This is a genomic window from Mycolicibacterium chubuense (genome assembly GCF_001044255.1).
GTDB classification, from domain to species: domain Bacteria; phylum Actinomycetota; class Actinomycetes; order Mycobacteriales; family Mycobacteriaceae; genus Mycobacterium; species Mycobacterium chubuense.
In genome coordinates, this window is the sequence record NZ_JYNX01000032.1 from 125,302 (window position 1) to 146,681 (window position 21,380).

General features: G+C 70.5%; 16 protein-coding genes and 3 pseudogenes. 12 read left to right on the top strand and 7 right to left on the bottom strand.

The features are described from left to right. Positions 1 to 9 precede the first annotated feature (9 nt). The gene (gene smc / locus MCHUDSM44219_RS10265) at positions 10 to 3,597 is read left to right on the top strand and encodes a chromosome segregation protein SMC (protein WP_048418131.1); all 3,588 of its coding nucleotides are present in this window, start codon (positions 10 to 12) and stop codon (positions 3,595 to 3,597) included. Between the two features lie 6 nt (positions 3,598 to 3,603). Here the strand turns inward: smc and fni are convergent, their stop codons facing one another. Then, positions 3,604 to 4,632, bottom strand: a complete 1,029-nt coding sequence (fni, locus tag MCHUDSM44219_RS10270) for a type 2 isopentenyl-diphosphate Delta-isomerase (protein WP_048418132.1) — start codon at positions 4,630 to 4,632, stop codon at positions 3,604 to 3,606. 39 nt (positions 4,633 to 4,671) lie between these two features. On the opposite strand from fni, the gene ftsY reads away from it, so the two are divergent. From ftsY to MCHUDSM44219_RS10290, 4 genes are all read left to right on the top strand, one after another. Continuing rightward, a complete protein-coding gene (gene ftsY / locus MCHUDSM44219_RS10275; RefSeq protein ID WP_048418133.1) occupies positions 4,672 to 6,051 on the top strand; it encodes a signal recognition particle-docking protein FtsY in 1,380 nt (459 codons plus the stop codon). Positions 6,052 to 6,255: 204 nt separating this feature from the next. Then, complete coding sequence (locus MCHUDSM44219_RS10280; protein WP_048418157.1) at positions 6,256 to 7,620, top strand: ammonium transporter; 1,365 nt, start codon at positions 6,256 to 6,258, stop codon at positions 7,618 to 7,620. 5 nt (positions 7,621 to 7,625) lie between these two features. Further along, the gene (locus MCHUDSM44219_RS10285) at positions 7,626 to 7,964 is read left to right on the top strand and encodes a P-II family nitrogen regulator (RefSeq protein WP_011779408.1); all 339 of its coding nucleotides are present in this window, start codon (positions 7,626 to 7,628) and stop codon (positions 7,962 to 7,964) included. Positions 7,965 to 8,046: 82 nt separating this feature from the next. Then, positions 8,047 to 10,512 carry a [protein-PII] uridylyltransferase gene (locus MCHUDSM44219_RS10290; RefSeq protein WP_048418134.1) on the top strand — a complete coding sequence of 822 codons (2,466 nt, stop codon included), beginning with the start codon at positions 8,047 to 8,049 and terminating at the stop codon, positions 10,510 to 10,512. Between the two features lie 16 nt (positions 10,513 to 10,528). Here MCHUDSM44219_RS10290 and MCHUDSM44219_RS10295 read toward each other — a convergent pair whose 3' ends face one another. Further along, positions 10,529 to 12,721 (bottom strand): molybdopterin-dependent oxidoreductase, encoded by a 2,193-nt coding sequence (locus MCHUDSM44219_RS10295; protein WP_082162141.1) that lies wholly within the window; start codon positions 12,719 to 12,721, stop codon positions 10,529 to 10,531. A gap of 120 nt (positions 12,722 to 12,841) precedes the next feature. Between MCHUDSM44219_RS10295 and ffh the strand changes: the two genes are divergently transcribed. Next, positions 12,842 to 14,404, top strand: a complete 1,563-nt coding sequence (gene ffh, locus MCHUDSM44219_RS10300) for a signal recognition particle protein (RefSeq protein WP_048418159.1) — start codon at positions 12,842 to 12,844, stop codon at positions 14,402 to 14,404. After that, positions 14,404 to 15,477: a metal-dependent hydrolase family protein gene (locus tag MCHUDSM44219_RS10305; RefSeq protein WP_048418135.1), complete on the top strand. Its 1,074-nt coding sequence runs from the start codon at positions 14,404 to 14,406 to the stop codon at positions 15,475 to 15,477. The genes ffh and MCHUDSM44219_RS10305 overlap by 1 nt, the downstream gene beginning before the upstream one ends. Before the next feature lie 66 nt (positions 15,478 to 15,543). On the opposite strand, the gene MCHUDSM44219_RS10310 is transcribed toward MCHUDSM44219_RS10305, so the two are convergent. The 3 genes and pseudogenes from MCHUDSM44219_RS10310 to MCHUDSM44219_RS10315 all read right to left on the bottom strand — a co-directional run. Then, on the bottom strand, positions 15,544 to 16,368 hold the full coding sequence (locus MCHUDSM44219_RS10310; RefSeq protein ID WP_048418136.1) for a D-alanyl-D-alanine carboxypeptidase family protein: 825 nt from the start codon (positions 16,366 to 16,368) through the stop codon (positions 15,544 to 15,546). A 113-nt stretch (positions 16,369 to 16,481) separates the two neighbouring features. Then, positions 16,482 to 16,679: pseudogene (locus MCHUDSM44219_RS30900) on the bottom strand (hypothetical protein); the annotation flags it as partial. A gap of 1 nt (position 16,680) precedes the next feature. Continuing rightward, positions 16,681 to 17,397, bottom strand: a pseudogene (locus tag MCHUDSM44219_RS10315) (D-alanyl-D-alanine carboxypeptidase family protein); the annotation flags it as partial. A 162-nt stretch (positions 17,398 to 17,559) separates the two neighbouring features. Here MCHUDSM44219_RS10315 and MCHUDSM44219_RS10320 point away from each other — a divergent pair. Continuing rightward, positions 17,560 to 17,864: pseudogene (locus tag MCHUDSM44219_RS10320) on the top strand (nuclear transport factor 2 family protein); the annotation flags it as partial. 5 nt (positions 17,865 to 17,869) lie between these two features. Here the strand turns inward: MCHUDSM44219_RS10320 and MCHUDSM44219_RS10325 are convergent. Further along, positions 17,870 to 18,361, bottom strand: coding sequence for a nuclear transport factor 2 family protein (locus MCHUDSM44219_RS10325; RefSeq protein WP_048418138.1), 492 nt, complete (start codon positions 18,359 to 18,361; stop codon positions 17,870 to 17,872). Positions 18,362 to 18,533: 172 nt separating this feature from the next. Here MCHUDSM44219_RS10325 and rpsP point away from each other — a divergent pair, with 172 nt between their 5' ends. The 4 genes from rpsP to trmD are packed head-to-tail and all read left to right on the top strand — an operon-like array spanning position 18,534 to position 20,531. Next, positions 18,534 to 19,049 (top strand): 30S ribosomal protein S16, encoded by a 516-nt coding sequence (rpsP, locus tag MCHUDSM44219_RS10330; protein WP_048418139.1) that lies wholly within the window; start codon positions 18,534 to 18,536, stop codon positions 19,047 to 19,049. Positions 19,050 to 19,054: 5 nt separating this feature from the next. Then, a complete protein-coding gene (locus MCHUDSM44219_RS10335) occupies positions 19,055 to 19,297 on the top strand; it encodes an RNA-binding protein (RefSeq protein WP_029114920.1) in 243 nt (80 codons plus the stop codon). Then, a complete protein-coding gene (rimM, locus tag MCHUDSM44219_RS10340; protein ID WP_048418140.1) occupies positions 19,298 to 19,822 on the top strand; it encodes a ribosome maturation factor RimM in 525 nt (174 codons plus the stop codon). Positions 19,823 to 19,835: 13 nt separating this feature from the next. Beyond that, the gene (gene trmD / locus MCHUDSM44219_RS10345) at positions 19,836 to 20,531 is read left to right on the top strand and encodes a tRNA (guanosine(37)-N1)-methyltransferase TrmD (protein ID WP_048418141.1); all 696 of its coding nucleotides are present in this window, start codon (positions 19,836 to 19,838) and stop codon (positions 20,529 to 20,531) included. Here the strand turns inward: trmD and MCHUDSM44219_RS10350 are convergent. Next, on the bottom strand, positions 20,528 to 21,380 hold an 853-nt coding region (locus MCHUDSM44219_RS10350; RefSeq protein WP_048418160.1), incomplete at its 5' end, for a serine hydrolase. The two genes, trmD and MCHUDSM44219_RS10350, sit on opposite strands and share 4 nt — an antisense overlap.

Below are 21,380 nucleotides of genomic sequence, written 5' to 3' on the forward strand. Positions count from 1 at the left end.
TAACGCGTCATGCATCTGAAGAGTCTGACGCTGAAGGGCTTCAAGTCCTTCGCCTCGCCGACGACTCTTCGCTTCGAGCCCGGCATCACCTGCGTCGTGGGCCCCAACGGTTCGGGCAAGTCCAACGTCGTCGACGCGCTCACCTGGGTGATGGGCGAGCAGGGCGCCAAGACGCTGCGCGGCGGCAAGATGGAGGACGTCATCTTCGCCGGGACGTCGTCGCGGGCGCCTCTCGGCCGCGCCGAGGTGACACTGACGATCGACAACTCCGACAATGCGCTGCCGATCGAGTACTCCGAGGTGTCGATCACCCGGCGGATGTTCCGCGACGGCGCCGGCGAGTACGAGATCAACGGCAGCAGTTGCCGTTTGATGGACGTCCAGGAGCTGCTGTCCGACTCCGGCATCGGCCGCGAGATGCACGTGATCGTCGGTCAGGGCAAGCTGTCGGAGATCCTCGAGTCGCGCCCGGAGGACCGGCGGGCGTTCATCGAGGAGGCCGCGGGCGTCCTCAAGCACCGCAAGCGCAAGGAAAAGGCGGTCCGCAAGCTCGACTCGATGGCAGCCAACCTGGCGCGGCTGACCGACCTGACGACCGAACTGCGCCGCCAGCTCAAGCCGCTGGGCCGCCAGGCCGAGATGGCCCGCCGCGCCCAGACCATCCAGGCCGACCTGCGCGACGCGCGGCTGCGGCTGGCCGCCGACGACCTGGTGACGCGCAAGGCCGAGTTCGACGACACCGATCAGGCCGAGACGACGCTGCGCCGCGAACACGACGAGCTGACCCGCCGGCTCGAGACGCGCACCCTCGAACTCGACGCACACGAAGCCGCGGTGACCGAACTCAGCGAGCGGGCCGACGCGGCGCAGCAGCGGTGGTTCCGACTCTCCGCGCTGGCGGAACGCGTGAGCGCGACCGTGCGCATCGCCAGCGAACGCGCCCAGCACCTCGACGCCGAGCCGGCGTCGTCCAGCGGCCCCGATCCCGACGCCCTCGAGGCGCAGGCCGACGAGGTGGCCGAACAGGAACGACTGCTCCTCGAGGAACTCGAGGAGTCGCGGGCCCGACTCGAGTCCGCCCGCGCCGAACTCGCCGATCGCGAGCAGGTCGCCGCCGAGGCCGAACGCGCCCACATGGCGGCCGCCCGGGCCGAGGCCGACCGCCGGGAGGGGCTGGCGCGGCTGAACGGGCAGGTCGACACGATGCGCACCCGCGTCGAGTCGATCGACGAGACGGTGGCGCGCCTGAGCGCGGGCATCGACGAGGCGGCCGCGCGCGCTCAGCAGACCCAGGCGGAGTTCGAGACGGTGCAGGCCCGCGTCGCGGAGCTCGACGCGGGCGAGGTCGGCCTCGACGAGCACCACGACCGGACCGTCGCTGCGCTGCGGTTGGCCGACGAACGCGTCGCCGAGCTGCAGGCCGCCGAACGTGCCGGGGAACGGCAGGTCGCGTCGCTGCAGGCCCGCATCGACGCGCTGTCCGTCGGTCTCGACCGCAAGGACGGTGCCGCCTGGTTGCAGCAGAACCGCAGCAGCGCAGGCCTTTTCGGCTCTGTCGCGGCGCTGGTCAAGGTGCGGCCCGGCCACGAGGCGGCGATCGCGGCCGTGCTCGGCGCGGCCGCGGATGCGCTGGCCGCCGAGGATCTCGGGGCCGCTCGCGACGCACTGAATGCGCTCAAGGAGTCCGACGGCGGACGGGCCGCGTTGGTGCTGGGGGACTGGCCGACGGCGCCCGCCGGTACGACGGCGACGCTGCCGGCCGGTGCGGTGTGGGCGCTCGACGTGGTCGACCCCGCCCCGCGCCTGCGGGGTGCGGTGACCGCGATGCTGGCCGGTGTCGCTGTCGTGGACGACCTCGCCTCAGCCTTGGAATGCGTTGCCGCGCAGCCGGATCTACGGGCCGTCACCGCCGACGGGGATCTCGTCGGGGCGGGATGGGTGAGTGGCGGCTCGGATCGCAAGCCGAGCACGCTGGAGATCCAGTCAGAGGTCGACAAGGCGCGCACCGAGTTGGTCGCCGCCGAGCGGCAGACCGCCGAACTCTCGGCGGCACTGGCCGGCGCGCTGGCCGAGCAGGCCAGCCGTCAGGACGCCGCCGAACAGGCGCTGGCCGCGCTCAACGAATCCGACTCGGCCATCTCGGCGATCTACGAGCAGCTCGGTCGGCTGGGTCAGGACGCCCGCGCGGCCGACGACGAGTGGCAGCGGCTGATCAGCCAGCGCGACGAACTCGAGGCCGGGCGGAACCGCACGGTCGCCGAACTCAGTGAGCTCGAGGCAAGGCTGCACAACGCTCAGCAGGAGCCGATGTTCGAGGCCGAACCCGTCGACCGGCAGGAGTCGACCGCCGCGGCCGAAGCGGCCCGTGCCGCCGAGGTCGAGGCCCGGCTGTCCGTGCGCACCGCCGAGGAACGCGCGAATGCCGTTCGCGGACGGGCGGATTCGCTGCGTCGCGCGGCGGCGGCCGAACGGGAGGCCCGGATCCGGGCCCGGCAGGCCCGCGAGGCGCGGGTGCGCGCCGCGGCGGTGGCCGAGGCGGTGGCCGAGTCCGGTCGACTGGTCGCGCAGCGGCTCAGCGTTGCGGTGGCCGTCGGATCGCGAATCCGTGACGAGATCGCCGCCGAGCGTCAGGTCCGGGCCGCGGAGTTGACCAGGGCCCGCGAGGAGGTCACCGAGCTCACCACCCGGATCACGGCCCTCACCGACGCCCTGCACCGCGACGAGGTCGCCAAGGCGCAGGCGGCGATGCGGATCGAGCAGCTCGAGCAGCAGGTGCTCGAGCAGTTCGGGATGGCGGTGGCCGACCTCGTGGCCGAGTACGGCCCCGACGTGCCGCTGCCGCCGTCGGATCTGGAGATGGCCGAGTACGAGCAGGCGCGCGAACGCGGGGAGCAGGTGACCGCTCCCGCGCCGATGCCATACGACCGGCCCACCCAGGAACGGCGCGCCAAGCGGGCCGAGCGTGAGCTGGCCGAGCTGGGCCGGGTCAACCCCCTCGCGCTCGAGGAGTTCGCGGCGCTGGAGGAGCGCTACAACTTCCTGTCCACCCAGCTCGAGGACGTCAAGGCCGCCCGCAAGGACCTGCTCGACGTGGTCGCCGACGTCGACGCGCGCATCCTGCAGGTCTTCTCTGAAGCCTATGCCGACGTCGAACGTGAGTTCTCGCAGGTCTTCTCGACGTTGTTCCCCGGCGGTGAGGGCCGGTTGCTGCTGACCGACCCCAGCGACATGCTGACCACCGGCATCGAGGTCGAGGCCCGGCCGCCGGGCAAGAAGATCAAGCGCCTGTCGCTGCTGTCCGGTGGTGAGAAGTCCCTCACGGCCGTCGCGATGCTGGTCGCGATCTTCCGCGCCCGCCCGTCGCCGTTCTATGTGATGGACGAGGTGGAGGCCGCCCTCGACGACGTCAACCTGCGCCGGCTGATCAGCCTGTTCGAGCAGTTGCGCGAGGTCTCGCAGTTGATCGTGATCACCCACCAGAAGCCCACCATGGAGATCGCCGACGCGCTCTACGGCGTGACCATGCGCGGCGACGGCATCACCACCGTGATCTCCCAGCGGATGCGCGGGCAGGAACTGGTCGCCAGCACGTCCTGACCCGCGTCAGGTGGTGGGGACGACGCCGCCTTCCCGCAACGCGGCGAGGTCCTGCGCACCGCACCCGTGCAGGCAGATCACCAGCTCTTCGAGGAACACCTGCAGCCAATCCACCACGGCGGCAACGGATTCGATGGCCGGCGCCAGCAGCGGCCGGGCGATCGCGACCACCTGAGCGCCCATCGCCAGGGCTTTCGCGGCGTCCATCCCGGTGCGGATGCCGCCCGAGGCCACCAGCGGCATCTCCGGCAGGATCGCGCGCACCTCGGTCAGCGCCTGCGCGGTCGGGATGCCCCACTCCGCCAGCGCGGGGTGGCGCACCTCGCCGTAGCGCACGAACTGCTCGATGCACGCCCACGAGGTGCCGCCCGCGCCCGCCACGTCGACCGCGGCGACCGGGGAGCCGACCAGTTCGGTGGCCGCCGCCGCGCCGATGCCGTGACCGACCTCCTTGAGCATCACCGGATATCCGAGCGCGTCGACCAGTTCGGACAGCCGGTGCAGCGAGCCGGAGAAATCGGTGTCTCCGCGATGTTGCATCGCCTCCTGCAGCGGATTGGTGTGCACCGCGACGGCGTCGGCGCCGACGCGGTTCAGCGCGGCGGCAAGTCCGGGCACGATCGCCGGCGACACCTGCGCGAGCCCGATGTTGCCGATGACCAAGACATCGGGGGCGATCTCGCGGACCGCGAAGCTCGCCGCGGCGGCGTCGTGGTCGATCATCACGCGCTGGGAGCCCAGCATCATCCCCAGTCCCAGTTGCTGGGCCGCGGCGGCCAGGTTCCGGTTGATGATCCCCGACAGCTGCGCACCGCCGGTCATCGCGCCGATCAGCACCGGCGCCCGCAGCGTGCTGCCGAGGAACTCGGTACTCAGATCGATGCGCCGCAGATCGGTCTGGGTGAGCGCGTTGTAGGGGAGCCGGTAGCGCTCGAAACCGGTGGTCACCGTCTGATAGTCGACGGCCTCGGTCAGGCACACGTCGATGTGGCGCCGCTTGCGGTGCTGCAGGGCCGAGCCGGGGTCGAAGCTCACCGGCTGTGACTCGCTCGAGGCCCCTGAGACAATGGCCGGGTGAGTGAGGGTCTCTGGATCGCCATCGCGGTCATCGCCGTCCTGCTGGTCGTTGCACTCGTCGTCGGGCTGGTGCGGTACCGCCGGCGCCGCATCAGCCTGTCGGCTCCAGACACTGCCACTCCTGTCGATCGGTCCGGCGGGTACAAGGCCTCGTCAGGCATCACGTTCTCGGCGTCGCCGCCCACGCAGGCGCCCCCGCGCCCGCCGAAGACGCCCGAGCGCATCGACACCACCGGATTGCCCGCCGTCGGCGATGATGCCACCATCCCACGCGACGCTCCGAAGCGTCCCATCGCCGACGTCAGGCTGCCCGACACCCTTCCCACGCCTACGGTCGACAGACCTGCGCCGCCGGACGTGCAGGCCCCCGCAGCGCCCGAAGCCCCCGCAGCGCCCGAAGCCCCGCCGGCCCCGGAGCCGCCCGCAGCGCCGGCAGCGCCCGACATCGACGCGATCGCGCCCACTGAGGGCCGGCTCGACCGGCTGCGGGGCCGCCTGGCGAAATCGCAGAACACGCTGGGCCGCAGCATGCTGGGCCTGCTCGGTGGCGGCGATCTCGACGAGGAGTCCTGGGAGGAGATCGAGGACACCCTGCTGATCGCCGACCTGGGCCCGGTCGTGACGGAGTCGGTGGTCGCCGCGCTGCGCGTCCGGATGGCCAGCAGCACGGTGCGCACCGAGGCCGACGCCCGCGCCGTGCTGCGTGACGTGTTGATCGCCGAGTTGCAGACCGACCTGGACCGCTCGATCAAGGCGCTCCCGCACGAGGACAAGCCCTCGGTCCTGCTCGTCGTCGGCGTCAACGGCACCGGCAAGACCACGACGGTCGGCAAGCTGGCCCGCGTCCTGGTCGCCGACGGCCGCCGCGTCGTCCTCGGCGCCGCCGACACCTTCCGGGCCGCGGCCGCCGATCAGCTGCAGACCTGGGCGTCGCGCGTCGGCGCCCAGGTGGTGCGCGGCGCCGAGGGCGCCGATCCCGCCTCGGTGGCCTTCGACGCCGTCGACACCGGCGTCGCCTCCGGAGCTGACGTCGTCGTGATCGACACCGCGGGCCGGCTGCACACCAAGACCGGCCTGATGGACGAACTCGGCAAGGTCAAGCGCGTGGTGAGCAAACGCGCAGCCGTCGACGAGGTACTGCTCGTGCTCGACGCCACCATCGGTCAGAACAGCCTGCCGCAGGCCCGCGTCTTCGCCGAGGTCGTCGACATCACCGGGGTTGTGCTGACCAAGCTCGACGGCACCGCCAAGGGCGGCATCGTGTTCCGCGTCCAGCAGGAACTCGGGGTGCCCGTGAAGCTCGTCGGCCTCGGCGAGGGACCCGACGATCTCGCGCCGTTCGAGCCCGCGGCGTTCGTCGACGCACTGCTCGGCTAGCGCCCCGCGCCGCCTCCTGTTCGCTGCGAATCGCGTGATGTAACAGCAGCGAAACGTCACCGGGTGATCCGTTCACACGAGCGAAACACCAGTGCGTCATCGGCGAAACAACCACTGCGCATTGTCATGCCCAGGTCAACGGTCGTCACCGGCGCGGCTGTGGCATGTCGAAGGAGGAATCTGCGAGTGGACCAATTCCCGACGATGGGTATACCGGACACCGGTGATACCGCGTGGATGCTGGCAAGCGCCGCGCTGGTGTTGCTGATGACACCCGGCCTGGCGTTTTTCTACGGCGGCATGGTGCGGGCCAAGAGCGTGCTCAACATGATCATGATGAGCATCTCGGCGATGGGTGTCGTCACCGTGCTGTGGGTGCTCTACGGCTACTCGCTGGCCTTCGGCAACGACGTCAACAACCTGTTCGGTGACCCGAGCCAGTTCTTCGGTCTCAAGGGCCTGATCGGCGGCAACGCCGCGGCGGCGGTCGTCGCCGATCCGGCGGCGGGTGTCGAGGCCGTCGACGCCGTCAACATCCCGCTGGTCGGCACGCTGCCGGCCACGGTCTTCGTCGCGTTCCAGCTGATGTTCGCGATCATCACCGTCGCGCTGATCTCGGGTGCGGTCGCCGACCGCATCAAGTTCGGTGGCTGGCTGCTGTTCACCGCGCTGTGGGCGACCGTCGTGTACTTCCCGGTCGCGCACTGGGTGTTCTCGTTCGACGGGGTGACCGCCGAGACCGGCGGCTGGATCGCCAACAAGCTCGCCGCCGTCGACTTCGCCGGTGGCACCGCCGTGCACATCAACGCCGGTACCGCGGGCCTGGTGCTCGCGATCATCCTCGGCAAGCGCCGCGGCTGGCCGGGTACGCCGATGCGGCCGCACAACCTGCCGTTCGTGATGCTCGGCGCCGGTCTGCTGTGGTTCGGCTGGTACGGCTTCAACGCCGGGTCGGCGACCTCGTCGGGCGGGCTGGCCGGTTCGACGTTCGTCACCACCACCGTCGCGACCGCTGCCGCGATGCTGGCGTGGCTGCTCACCGAGCGAATCCGCGACGGCAAGGCCACCTCGCTGGGCGCCGCGTCGGGCATCGTGGCCGGCCTGGTCGCGATCACCCCGTCGTGCTCGTCGGTGAACGTGGTCGGCGCGCTGGTGATCGGTGTCGTCGCCGGTGCCCTGTGTGCCCTGGCGGTCGGCCTGAAATACAAACTGGGATACGACGACTCGCTCGACGTGGTCGGTGTGCACCTGGTCGGCGGCATCGTCGGCACCCTGCTCGTCGGACTGGTCGCGGCGCCGGAGACCGGCGCGGGTGTGGCCGGGCTGTTCTACGGCGGCGGCGTGGACCAGTTGTGGCGGCAGGCGGTCGGCGCGGGCGCGGTTCTGCTCTACTCGGCCATCGCTACAGCTATCTTGGCCTTGATAGTGAAGTACACCGTCGGACTGCGGCTCAACGAGGAGGATGAATCCACCGGAGCTGATGAAGCGGAGCACGCTGAAACCGCCTACGACTTCGCCTCGGTCGGCGCGGGCTCGGCACTCGGTCGTCACCCCGGCGTGGAGGGATAAGGGATATGAAGCTGATTACTGCGATCGTCAAGCCGTTCACGCTCGAAGACGTCAAGACCGGACTGGAACAGACGGGCATCCTCGGGATGACCGTCAGCGAGGTTCAGGGTTACGGTCGTCAGAAGGGACACACCGAGGTGTACCGCGGCGCGGAATACTCGGTGGATTTCGTGCCGAAGGTCCGTGTCGAGGTCGTCGTCGACGATGCCGCCGTCGACAAGGTCGTCGATGTCATCGTCCAGGCCGCCCGCACCGGCAAGATCGGTGACGGCAAGGTGTGGGTCAGCCCCGTCGAGACCGTGGTCCGGGTGCGCACCGGTGAGCGCGGAGCCGACGCCCTTTGACCGGCGCCGTCTAGAAGCAGAGTCGTCTCCCGGCACTCGGGCCGTGTGAGCGCTGGATCGTCAAGTGCCGGGAGGACAACTCGTGAGCGAACGCAAACCCCGATCCGCCGCCGGCGCTCCCCGATGGGAGCGTCCGGCGGCGGGCTCTTCCCGCCCCGCAACGGATCTCACCGCTGCCGTCGAGCAGCTGCGGTCCGGCGGGGCCCGCCTGGACTCGGCCGCGCTGCGTGATGCGCTGCTCGACCTCTACGACTTCTGGCTGACCACCAAGGCGACCGACATCGGCATCACGGCCACCAGTGGGTTCGCCATCGTGGCCACCGGTGGCCTCGGCCGCGGCGAGGTGCTGCCGTACTCCGACCTCGATCTGATGCTGCTGCACGACAACATGCCCGACGACATCGTCGGTGAGGTCGCCGAACTGCTGTGGTATCCGTTGTGGGACGCCAACATTCGGCTCGACCACAGCGTGCGCACGGTGCCCGAGGCGCTGCGCGTGGCCGGCGAGGACATCTCCGCCGGCCTGGCGATGCTCGAGGCCCGCCACATCGCCGGTGACGCCGATCTGTCCTCGCTGCTGATCGGCGGGGCGCGCAGGCAGTGGCGCACCGGAATCGCCTCGCGGTTCGACGAACTCGTCGAGCACACCCGCGCCCGGTGGCAGCGCAGCGGACAGATCGCGCACCGCGCCGAACCGGATCTCAAATGCGGCCGCGGCGGCCTTCGCGACGTGCAGCTGCTCAACGCGCTGGCGATCGCGCAGCTGGCCGACGTGTACCCGAGCCGGTCCCTGGCTTCGCCCACCGAGACGCTGGGCGAAGCGCATCTCGCACTTCTCAACGTGCGCACCGAATTACACCGGGTCGCCGGACGCGGGCGGGAGCTGCTACTCGCTCAGCACGCCGACGAGATCGGGGCGTCGCTGCGGATCGGGGATCGGTTCGATCTGGCCCGCATGCTCTCCGACGCGGCACGGACCGTCAGCTATTACGTCGACGCCGGCATCCGGACCGCGGGCAACGCGCTGCCGCGCCGCGGGCTCGCCGCGCTGCGCAGGCCGGTGCGCCGGCCCCTCGACGAAGGGGTCATCGAGTTCAACGGCGAGGTCATCCTGGCTCGCGACGCCCGCCCCGAGCGGGATCCCGGGCTGATCCTGCGGGTGGCGGCCGCATCGGCGACCACGGGGCTGCCGATGGCCGCGTCGACGCTGAGCCGGCTGGTCGAGACCGCCCCCGAACTGCGCACCCCCTGGCCGCGTCAGGCGCTGAAGGATCTCCTGGTGATGCTCGCCGCGGGTCCGTCGGCCGTCGGCACCATCGAGGCCCTGGACCGCACCGGGCTGTGGGGCCGGTTGTTCCCGGAGTGGGGCGCCGTCCGGGACCTGCCGCCGCGCGATGTCGTCCACATCTGGACCGTGGATCGTCACCTCGTCGAAACAGTTTCCCGCGCAAGCGCTTTCACCACCCGGGTGTCGCGTCCCGATCTGCTGGTGCTCGGCGCGCTGGTGCACGACATCGGCAAGGGCCGCGGCGGGGACCACAGCGTGATCGGCGCCGAACTGGCCCACCAGATCGGCAGCAGGCTGGGCCTGTGGCCGTCCGACATCACGATCCTGGCCACGGTGGTGCGTCACCACCTGCTGCTCCCGCACACCGCGACCCGTCGCGACCTGCAGGATCCGGCGACGATCGCCGGCGTCGTCGACGCCCTCGGCGGTGACCTGGTGGTGCTCGAACTGCTGCACGTGCTGGCGGAGGCCGACTCGCTGGCCACCGGACCCGGGGTGTGGGGAGACTGGAAGGCCTCGCTGATCGGCGACCTGGTGAGGCGCTGCCGGCTGGTGATGGCGGGGGAGCCGCTCCCGCAGCCGGATCCCGTTGAGCCACGGTTCATCTCGCTGGCCGCCGAGCCCGGCGTGCACGTCGAGCTGACCCCGGCCGACAGCCCGCACATCTACCACGTCACGATGATCGCGCCGGATCGCCGCGGGCTGCTGTCCAAGGCGGCCGGAGTGCTCGCTCTGAATTCGCTGCGGGTGCACTCGGCGTCGGTCAACGGTCACGAGGGTGCGGCGATCAACACGTTCGTGGTGTCGCCGCACTTCGGGACGCCGCCGGCGGCCGAACTGCTGCGCCAGCAACTGATCCTGGCCCTCGACGGGGACCTGGACGTGGTCGGCACGCTGGAGAAGAAGGGTGCCGACGCCGCGCCCGCGGGGCGCGCCGGTGAGGTGCGGGCCGCCGTCCCGATCCACGCCCCCGCGGCACCTCCACGGGTGCTGTGGCACGAGGGCGACGCCCCCGGCCGCGCGGTGGTCGAGGTCCGCACCACCGATCGGACCGGGCTGCTGACGATGTTGACCGCGGTGTTCGAGCGTGCCGGTGCGGACATCGCCTGGGCGAAGGTCACCACGCTGGGATCCTCGGTCGTCGACGCCTTCGGCATCGTGCTGCCCGCCGGCGGGGACGGCGCGATCCGGCAGGCGCTGGAACGGGACCTGTTCGCGGTGCTTCCCGCGCCCCCGGCGCCGGTCGAAGAAGCCAGCTAGGGGGCGGCGTCGGCGCTCAGCCGGCGGCGGTGACCGACACCCAGGTGCCGTTGACCGCCGCGGTCCCGGTGAAGGTGTCCACCAGAGCGGGGTCGTGCAGAGCGTTGACGTTGGCACCGGACAGCGTGCGCGCATGGCGCCAGCCGGTGTCGCGATGGCCCCAACCATGGGGCACCGCGACCGTTCCCGCGCGGATGTCCCGCGTGACGTCCAGCGGTACCTCGATGTGCCCGACGACCGAGGTGACGCGCACGGTGTCGCCGTCGGCCAGTCCGCGGGCCTCGGCGTCGTCCGGGTGCATCAGCACCGTGCACCGGTTGCTGCCGCCGGTCATCGACGGGACGTTGTGCAGCCACGAGTTGTTGCTCTTGAGTTGCCGGCGGCCGATCAGCTGCAGGTCGTAGCCGTCGGAGGCGGTCCGGTCGGCGTCGCGCAGGTGTGCGCGTGCGGCGGCGACGAAGTCGCCGGGCGCCAGGTGAACCCGCCGGTCGGGGGTGGCGATCACCTCGCGCAGGCGCGGTCGGAGTGGGCCGAGGTCCACACCCCCGGAGCTCGCGCGAATGTCCCGCATGGTGATGCCCTTGCGTCCCTTGCGAAGTCGCCCGTGCGGTCCGGTGACCACGGCCAGCGCCGCGACACGCAGCGGATCGATGGCCGAGACCAGGCGCGACCGCAGCGGTCTCGGCAACGACCGCAGCGGCCGCGGCATCAGCTCGAGTGCCAGCCGTGTGAGGATCTCCCAGTCCTCGAGGGAGTCGGGCGGGGGGTCGAACGAACGGTGTTGGTAGCGAACGGTGTTGCGCACCTGGAACACCGGGGTCAGCAGGCTGACATCCTCGCGCTCCAGCGGTGACACCGGCGGCAGGATGTAGTCGGCGTGCCGGGTGGTCTCGGTGACGTACATGTCCACCGCGACATACAGGTCGAGGTCGGCCAGGGCGTCGTCGAGGCGTCCGCGCTGGGGGATCGACGACACCGGGTTGCCCGCATAGGTGATCATCGCGCGGATCCGGCCGGGACCCGGGGTGAGGATCTCGTCGGCCATGACGACGGCGGGGAGCTCCGACCGGAACGACCCGTACCGCCCCGACCGGTCGGTGTAGCGGCCCGGCCGGAACGGCAGGTGCTTGGCGAGGCGGGGGATGTCGACGACGGGGGTGGTGAACATCGTGCCGCCGGCACGGTCGAGGTTCCCCGTGACGGTGTTGAGGACCATCACCAGCCAACTCACCAGGGTGCCCGTCGGCTGCTGGCAGATGCCGATCCTCGCGTAGATCGCCGCCGACTCGGCGGCGGCGTGCTCGCGGGCCAGCGAGCGGATCGTCTCCGGATCGACCCCCGCCCGCGGGGCCATCGCCTCCGGTGTGGCATCGGCAACCAGGTCGGACAGGTCGGCGAATCCCGTCGTCTGCGCGGCGACGGCGCTCGTATCGCACAACTTCTCGGTGACCAGCACGTGGAGCATTCCCAGCAGCAGGAACAGGTCTCCGCCGGGCTGCACCGCCACGTGCTGATCGGCCAGCCTGGCGGTCTCGGTGCGGCGGGGGTCGACGACGACGACGGTGCCGCCGCGCTCGCGGACGGCCCGGATACGCCGTTTGGCGCCGGGCATGATGCTCAGCGATCCGTTGGACACCGCCGGGTTCGCGCCGAGGATCATCAGCCGTTGGGTGCGGTCGATGTCGGTGACGGGGATCAGGGCGTTGGACCCGAACACCTTCCACGCCGCGAATTCGTGGGGCATCTGGTCGATCGACGACGCGGTGAAGAAGTTCGGGGTGCGCAGCGCCAGTCGCAGCAGGAAGCCGTAGGCAGCCCCCGAACTGTGGGCCGCGGGGTTGCCCAGATACATGCCCAGAGAGCGGCTGCCGGTCTTCGCGCGCACCGCGCGCAGCCGTTCCCCGATCTCGGCGAACGCGTCGTCCCAGCTGATCGGCTCGTAGCGGTCACCGACCCGGCGCAGCGGGGTGCGCACCCGGTCGGGGTCGTGGTGCAGCCCGCCCATGGCGGTGGCCTTCGGGCAGATGTAGCCGTGGGACAGGACGTCGTCGGGGTTGCCCTCGATGCGGGTGACCTGCCCGCCGCTGACCGTGACGTGCAGGCCGCAGTGCGCCTCGCACAACGTGCACTGGCTGACGTGGGTGGTGGAGTCCCGGGCCGGTCCGAAGTCCCGGCGCGAGGTGGTGAGAGGGACGTCGATCGCTGTCACGGGGCCTCCGCGGGGTCGTCGGGTGGGATTCACGGTAACGGCTGCCCGCCGTGCGCGACCAGATGCACGCGCGGCTTTCCCCGCGCGACCGGGGGACCGGGGGACCGTTAGGCTGACGTGGTGTTCGAATCCCTGTCCGACCGGTTGACCGGTGCGCTGACGGGCTTGCGCGGCAAGGGCCGGCTGACCGATGCCGACATCGACGCCACCGCCCGCGAGATCCGGTTGGCGCTGCTGGAAGCAGACGTCTCCCTGCCCGTGGTGCGCCAGTTCGTCGCACACATCAAGGACCGCGCCAAGGGCGCCGAGGTGTCGGGCGCGCTCAACCCCGCCCAGCAGGTCGTCAAGATCGTCAACGAGGAACTCATCACCATCCTCGGTGGCGAGACGCGGCAGCTGGCGTTCGCGCGCACGCCGCCGACGGTCATCATGCTGGCCGGCCTGCAGGGCTCCGGTAAGACCACGCTGGCCGGCAAGCTCGCGAAGTGGCTGAAGGGCCAGGGCCACACCCCGCTGCTGGTGGCGTGCGACCTGCAACGCCCCGGCGCGGTCAACCAGCTGCAGATCGTCGGCGAGCGCGCCGGTGTGCACGTCTTCGCGCCGCACCCGGGCACCGCGCCCGGCGCCGACGAGGTCAAGGGCACCGCCGATCCGGTCGCGGTGGCCGCTGCCGGCCTGGCCGAGGCGAAGTCCAAGCACTACGACGTCGTGATCGTCGACACCGCCGGCCGGCTGGGTATCGACGAGGAACTGATGAGTCAGGCCGCGGCGATCCGCGACGCCGTCTCGCCCGACGAGACCCTGTTCGTGCTCGACGCGATGATCGGTCAGGACGCCGTCACCACGGCCGATGCGTTCCGCGAGGGCGTCGGGTTCACCGGAGTCGTGCTCACCAAGCTCGACGGTGACGCCCGCGGCGGTGCCGCGCTGTCGGTGCGCGAAGTCACCGGCGTGCCCATCCTGTTCGCCTCCAGCGGTGAGAAGCTCGAGGACTTCGACGTCTTCCACCCCGACCGGATGGCCGGCCGGATCCTCGGCATGGGCGACGTGCTCAGTCTGATCGAGGCTGCCGAACAGCATTTCGACGCCGAACAGGCCGAGGCGACGGCCGCCAAGATCGGTAGCGGTGAGCTCACGCTGGAGGACTTCCTCGAGCAGATGCTGATGATCCGCAAGATGGGCCCGATCGGGAATCTGCTGGGCATGCTGCCCGGCGCCGGCCAGATGAAGGACGCCCTGGCCGCGGTCGACGACAGCCAGCTCGATCGCGTGCAGGCCATCATCCGCGGGATGACGCCGGCCGAGCGTGCCGATCCGAAGATCATCAACGCCTCGCGCCGGCTGCGGATCGCCAACGGGTCCGGGGTGACCGTCTCGGAGGTCAACCAGCTCGTCGACCGGTTCTTCGACGCCCGCAAGATGATGTCGCAGATGGCCGGTCAGATGGGAATGCCGTTCGGCCGCAAGAACTCTCGTAAGGCCGGCAAGGGCAAGAACAAGCAGGCGGGCAAGAAGGGGCGCAAAGGTCCCACACCGCCGAAGAACCGCAATCCGCTGGGCGCCGGGATGCCGGGGATGCCCCCCGGGTTCCCCGACCTGTCGAACATGCCCAAGGGTCTCGACGAGCTGCCGCCGGGCCTGGCCGACATCGATCTGTCGAAGCTGAAGTTCCCCAAGAACTGATGGCGGCGCCGCTGCACGTCCGCGGTCGCGGTCTGCCCGACGGCGAACCGGTCGAGTGGTGGGTGGTCGACGGCCGGCTCAGCGCCGAGCCCGCGCAGGGCGCCGAGACCGTGTGGGACGGCGGGTGGATCCTGCCCGGTCTGGTCGACGCCCACTGCCACGTCGGTCTCGGCCAGCACGGCGAGATCCCGATGGACGAGACCATCGCGCAGGCCGAGACCGAGCGCGCGGTCGGTGCGCTGCTGCTGCGCGACGCCGGCTCCCCGACCGACACCCGCGGTTTCGACGATCGCGCCGACATGCCGCGCATCATCCGGGCGGGCCGCCATCTCGCCCGGCCCAAGCGCTACCAGCGTGGCTTCGCGATCGAGCTCGAGGACGAGTGGCAGCTTCCCGACGCGATCGCCCGGCAGGCCCGCTGGGGAGACGGATGGGTCAAGCTGGTGGGGGACTGGATCGACCGCGACCTCGGGGATCTGGCGCCGCTGTGGTCCGACGATGTGCTCGAGGCCGCGATCGACGCGGCGCACGCCAACGGGGCGCGCGTCACCGCGCACGTGTTCAGCGAGGACGCGCTGCCCGGCCTGATCCGGGCCGGCATCGACTGCATCGAACACGGCACCGGGCTCACCGACGACACCGTGGACCTGATGGTCGAGTACGGCACCGCGCTGGTGCCGACGCTGATCAACATCGAGAACTTCCCCGGCATTGCCGCGGCCGCCGAGAAGTATCCGCGCTACCAGCAGCACATGCGGGCCCTGTACCAGAGCTGCGGGCCCCGCATTGCCGCCGCCCGCGAGGCCGGTGTGCCGATCTATGCCGGTTCCGATGCCGGCAGTACCGTCGCGCACGGCCGCATCGCCGACGAGGTGGAGGCGCTCAAGGGCATCGGCATGACGCCGACCGAGGCGCTGGGCGCGGCCTGCTGGGACGCCCGCGAGTGGCTGCGCCGGCCGGGTCTCGAGCACGGCGCGTCGGCCGATCTGGTGTGCTACGCCGACGATCCCCGGTCCGGACCCGAGGTGCTCGCGGCACCGTCGCGCGTCATCCTGCGCGGCGTCGTCTACTGACCGCGGGCGTGCAACCACGGTCGTGATTCGGCCCGATCCGCGACCCTGAGTGCACGTCCGTGCATCTCAGGGCTGGCGAAAGCCCCAGTCGAACAGGTCGATGGCCTGGCCGTACAGGTCGCCGCTGCCGTACATCTGCACGACCACCAGACGTCGGCTCCCGCGCTGGGCGGCCCCGATGTAGGTCTTGCGGGCCAGATTGGTGTATCCGGTCTTGCCGGCCAGATCCCCGGGATAGCGGGTCAGCAGCTCGTTCTGGTTGTGCAGGGTCTTACCCGGGAACGGTGCCGTCGGCGCACGCATGATCGCGGCGATCAGCGGATACTGCAGCGCGGCACGCAGGATCACCGCGAGATCGTGCGGCGAGGTGACCGACTCCCAGCCGGGGCCGTCCAGCCCGGACGGCGACGACGCCTTCGTGGCCCGCGCGCCGACCAGAGCCGCTTTGCGATTCATCGCGGCGACCGCGACCGCCGAGCCGCCGAGCATGTCGGCGAGCATGTTCGCGGCATCGTTGCCCGACACCATCAGCAGCGCCGAGAGCAGCTGCTGGGTGGTGTAGGCCTGCCCCGGCTGCAAACCGACACAGGAACATTCGACCTCGGTGTGCGAGGTGTTGGCCCTGGCGAAGTTGTCCGGCCGGAGGTGGTCGAGCACCACCATCGCCAGCAGCACCTTGATCGTGCTGGCCGGGGCGTAGCGGCCATACGGGTCGCGGCTGGCCAGCACCCGGCCGGTGTCCAGGTCGGCCACCAGCCAGGCCTGCGCGGGTCCTTGCGGAAGCGCTTGTGCCGCAGCGGGTTCGACGTCAGGTTGCGCGGCGGAGAGCGGAACGGGCGCGACCATTGTCACGCACAGGGCGAGCGTCAGCCCCGCGATTCCTCGTCGCACGGGTCGCGACGCTAGTCGGGCGAGGACTCGGCCCGCGCGCGATCAGGTCTCCATCCGGTAGCGATTGCGGCGTGGTTTTCGTCGGTGAGCGCCGACGAGCACGCCGAAATCGCTCAGAGCGCGCTGACGCCGGTGTTGGGGCCGAGGGCGAAGCCCCAGTCCAGCAGGGCGGCGGCCTGATCCCAGTACGTCGGACCGCCCTCTCGGACCAAACCGTGCATCAGCGCCACCACCAGGTGCCTGCCGCCGCGCTCGGCGCCGCCGACGAACGTCTTCTGCGTTGACCAACGTCAGCACGCCTGGGCGTGGTGNGAGATCGGTGTATCCCGTCTTGCCGCCGAACGTGCCGGGGTAGCGGTGCAGCAGTTCGTCCTGGTTCACCAGCACGACGTCACCGGCCGGGGTCGGGAACACCGCCGTGGGTTGCGCGGTGATCTGGGCGAACACCGGATTGGCCATCGCGGCCCGGAAGATCACCGCCAGATCGTGCGGGGTGGACCAGATGTCGATGCCGGGCCCATCGATGCCCGACGGCGATCCCGCGGTCGTGCCGAGCGCGCCCACGGAGGCGGCCTTCGCGTTCATCTTGGCCGCGGCGGCCTCCCGGCCGCCCAGCATCGTGGCCAGGGTGTTGGCGGCGTCGTTGCCCGACACCAGCAGCAGCGCCTCGAGCAGTTGACGGACGGTGTAGGTCATGCCCGGGGTGACTCCGGCGCAATTGCACTCGACCCGGGTGTCGGCTTCGTTGGCCACGACCGTCGCGTCGAGGGGGAGTTCGTCGAGAACCGTCAGCGCCAGTAGCACTTTGATGGTGCTCGCCGGCGCGAAGCGCGCGTTCTCGTTGCGGCCCGCCAGCACCGCGCCGGTGTCCATGTCGGCCAGGATCCACGCCTCGGCCGGACCCTCGGGAATCGGAACGCTGCCGGCGGGCTGGCTGACCCCGGACACCGGAATCGCGGCGGCGTGGGGCATGCCCGGTCCCGCGACCAGACACAGCGTGGCCGCCAGAAGTGCGAGAAGCCTCGTCATGACGGCTGATCCTATGCGGGGCCCGATGGGTCCCAGCGATCGTGTTCAATCGAGGGATGTTGAGCCTCGAGCAGATCTCCGACCGGCTGGAGATCCAGCACAGCCGCTGTCCTGCAGTGCCGCAACGAGTTCGCGTGCCCGCGCCTCCGCCTCGTCGACGGNATGCCAGATATGCAGCCGAACTCCACGGCGGCACCGAAGGGCGGTTCCCGGAAGTCAAGGCCTGGCTGAAGGATGTACTGCCCAATTTTCCGGCGTACTACCACATGCTCGGCAACGTCGACATCCGCATCTCCGGCGACACCGCGACGTCGCGTGCGATCTGTTTCAACCCGATGGTGATGGGCGGCGAGGCGGCCCAGATCTACTTCGTGGGCATCTGGTACGTCGACGAGTTCGTCCGCACCGAACAGGGGTGGCGGATGAGCAAGCGGGTCGAGGAGAAGTGCTTCGACAAGCTGCTCTGAGCAGCTCAGCGCGCCAGCCGACGGCCCACCGCCGCGGCGACCCTCTTGACCCGGTCGGACAGGTACACCGAGACCGCGAGGTTGAAGACGTCCTCGCGCAGCCGGGTCAGCGTGGACGCGGTGATCACCCAGCGCCCGTCGACCTTCTCGTAGGTCTCGCGGTAGTGCCCGTACCCGCGCAGGTTGATCCCCGGCGCCAGCCGCACGACGTCCTCCAGCGCCCAGATGCCGCGCGCCGTGGTGGCCGAGGTCAGCTCCAGTTCGGGGGCGTGCACCTGGTGCACGGTGGCGCGCTCGCCCAGGCTGGCACGGGTGAAGGCGATGAAGTCGTCGGCGCCGACGATCACCTTGCCGCCCGCCTGCGAGGTGTCGCTGTGGAAGTCGTCGGCGAACAGCGACCGCCAGGCCTGCCAGTCCTTGGTGTCGAGGTGGCGGCAGTACCGGGCCTTGAGCTGTTTGAGTGACTCGATCTCGAGCAGCGCCGTCACGTCGTCCATGGGGAGAACGTCGCACGGATTTCTGTCCGTGGCCAGGGCTCTGGCACAATGGGCGGCTGTCTGCCCCGGGACTCTGGCCCCGCGGCGGTCACACACGTAAGGCAAAACCGGATCGGGCAATCCGCCCGCATCGCCGAATTGCAGCGTGGCAACGCAACAGGAGTAGTAGTTCATGGCTGTCAAGATCAAGCTGACCCGTCTGGGCAAGATCCGCAATCCCCAGTACCGCATCGCTGTCGCCGACTCGCGCACCCGCCGCGACGGTCGCTCCATCGAGGTCATCGGCCGGTACCACCCGAAGGAAGAGCCGAGCCTCATCGAGATCGACTCCGAGCGCGCCCAGTACTGGCTGGGTGTGGGCGCCCAGCCGACCGAGCCCGTGCTGCAGCTGCTCAAGATCACCGGTGACTGGCAGAAGTTCAAGGGCCTGCCGGGTGCGGAGGGCACGCTGAAGGTCAAGGAGCCCAAGCCGTCCAAGCTGGACCTGTTCAACGCGGCGCTGGCCGAGGCCGACGGCGGTCCGTCCGGCGAGGCCACGCAGCCCAAGAAGAAGAAGGCCCCGGCAGCGAAGAAGGCCGAGGAGGCCTCCGACGTCGAGGCGACGGCTGATCCGTCGGGCGCCAAGGACGCGTCGGAGCCGGCTGCCGAAGGTGCCGACGCGACCGTCGCCGGCGCCACTGAGAGCTGACGCCGGTGAGCACAGTCGTCGTCGACGCTGTCGAGCATCTGGTCCGCGGCATCGTCGACAATCCGGATGATGTCCGCGTCGACATGGTGACCAACCGCCGCGGCCGCACGGTCGAGGTGCACGTCCATCCCGATGACCTGGGCAAGGTGATCGGCCGGGGCGGCCGCACCGCGACCGCGCTGCGCACTCTGGTGGCGGGGATCGGCGGCCGCGGTATCCGCGTCGACGTGGTGGACACCGACCAGTAGATGGACCTGGTGGTCGGTCGCGTCGTCAAGGCGCACGGCGTCACCGGCGAGGTCGCCGTCGACGTACGCACCGACGACCCCGAGGGCCGGTTCGCCCCGGGTGTGGTGTTGCGCGGTCGGCCGTCGCGCGGCGGAACCGAACGTGAGTTCGTCGTCGAGTCGGTGCGCGCCCACGGCGGCAGGCTGTTGATGCGGTTGCAGGGAGTCGCCGACCGCGACACCGCCGACGGACTGCGCGGCACGTTGTTCCTCATCGACGCCGCCGAACTTCCGCCGATCGAGGATCCCGACGAGTACTACGACCATCAGCTCGAGGGGCTGACGGTCTCGACCGTCGATGGCGCGGGAATCGGGACCGTCGCCGAGGTGCTGCACACCGCGGCAGGCGAACTGCTGGCCGTCAAGCGTGGCGACGGCGCGGAGGTGTTGGTGCCGTTCGTGTCCGCCATCGTGGTCTCGGTGTCGCTGGCCGACGGCGCCATCGTGATCGACCCACCCGAGGGTCTGCTGGACCTGGACGGCTGAACGGCGCACCGCCATGCGAATAGACGTCGTCTCGATCTTCCCGCAGTTCCTCGATCCACTGCGACAATCGTTGCCCGGCAAGGCGATCGAAACGGGCATCGTGGAACTCGCCGTGCACGACCTGCGCCGGTGGACCCACGACGTGCACCGCTCCGTCGACGACTCGCCGTACGGCGGTGGCCCGGGCATGGTGATGAAGGCGCCGGTGTGGGGCGAGGCGCTCGACGAGATCTGTTCGCCGGAAACCCTTCTCGTGGTACCGACGCCGGCGGGACGGATCTTCACCCAGGCGGCCGCGCAGCGCTGGACCGGCGAGACGCATCTGGTCTTCGCGTGCGGCCGGTACGAGGGTATCGACCAGCGTGTGATCGACGACGCGGCGCGGCGGATGCGCGTCGAGGAGGTCTCGATCGGGGACTACGTGCTGCCCGGCGGCGAATCCGCGGCCGTGGTGATGATCGAGGCGGTGCTGCGGCTGCTGCCCGACGTGCTCGGCAATCCTGCGTCGCACCAAGACGATTCGCACTCCGCGTCGGTCGGAGGACTGCTGGAGGGGCCCAGCTACACCCGCCCCTCCACCTGGCGGGACCTGGACGTGCCCCCGGTTCTGCTCTCCGGTGACCACGCCCGCATCGAGGCCTGGCGGCGCGAGCAGAGTCTCGCGCGCACCCGGGAGCGGCGTCCCGACCTGCTGCCCCCGGACGCCTAGATCGTCCCGCCGGGGAACATCGTCTTGACGAACCGGGTCAGATCCTCACGGGCGGCCGCTTCGCTGGTGGGGTCGAGCGAGCCGGCAGCCATCACGTAGCGGTGGTCGGCGCCGATCACGCCCGTGGTCACGTGCAGCTGGTTGCCGCCGTTCCAGCAGCAGAACCAGCCCTGCTTGACCGCGACCGGCTCGGCATAGAGTCCGTCGGGAATGCCGAACCGCTGCGGATACCCGTCGGTGCCCGTCGGCGTGGACTGCGCCAGATTGCCGATGATCACGTCGGCCTGCTCAGGCGGCAGTCCGCCGCTGCCGTCGAGCAGCATGTCGTAGTAGCGGACCAGATCACTTGCCGTGCTCTGCGTCACGTCCCAGTGCCCGTTGTAGGGCGCCGTCGTGCCCGTCAGCCCGTAGCGCGCCTTCACACGGCTGATGATCGCGTTGCCGCCGCTGCGGTCCCAGAAGTTCTGCGCCGCACTGTCATCGGAGGACCGCAGCATCACGTCCAGCGATCTGCGGTCGGCCGGAGACAGTTGGGTCTTGCCTTGGGCCACCTGCAGCAGCAGGTCGTCGGCGATGAACAGCTTCACCACCGAGGCGATCGGGAAAGGCCCGTTGTCGCCGTTGGACACGGTCTGACCGGTGGTGCGGTCCATCACCACGGCCTTGATGTCGGCCCCCGAGTCCGCCGCGTCCGCGGTCGCCTGCCGCACCCGGGCGTCGAGGCCCGCGAACCCCGGGCCGGGCGGGCCGGGCGGCGCCGCGGGCAGTGGCACCGCATTGCTCTGCGGGGCGACGGCCGACGACTGCGGGACGGGAGGGGGAGGCGGCGCCGGCTCGGAGGGCGGCGCG

Excerpts from the sequence above, each read along its gene's own strand:
- smc (WP_048418131.1), top strand. The coding sequence starts at position 10 with ATGCATCTGAAGAGTCTGACGCTGAAGGGCTTCAAGTCCTTCGCCTCG.
- MCHUDSM44219_RS10280 (WP_048418157.1), top strand. The coding sequence starts at position 6,256 with ATGGGTATACCGGACACCGGTGATACCGCGTGGATGCTGGCAAGCGCC.
- MCHUDSM44219_RS10285 (WP_011779408.1), top strand. The coding sequence starts at position 7,626 with ATGAAGCTGATTACTGCGATCGTCAAGCCGTTCACGCTCGAAGACGTC.
- MCHUDSM44219_RS10305 (WP_048418135.1), top strand. The coding sequence starts at position 14,404 with ATGGCGGCGCCGCTGCACGTCCGCGGTCGCGGTCTGCCCGACGGCGAA.
- MCHUDSM44219_RS10325 (WP_048418138.1), bottom strand. The coding sequence starts at position 18,361 with ATGGACGACGTGACGGCGCTGCTCGAGATCGAGTCACTCAAACAGCTC.
- rpsP (WP_048418139.1), top strand. The coding sequence starts at position 18,534 with ATGGCTGTCAAGATCAAGCTGACCCGTCTGGGCAAGATCCGCAATCCC.
- rimM (WP_048418140.1), top strand. The coding sequence starts at position 19,298 with ATGGACCTGGTGGTCGGTCGCGTCGTCAAGGCGCACGGCGTCACCGGC.
- trmD (WP_048418141.1), top strand. The coding sequence starts at position 19,836 with ATGCGAATAGACGTCGTCTCGATCTTCCCGCAGTTCCTCGATCCACTG.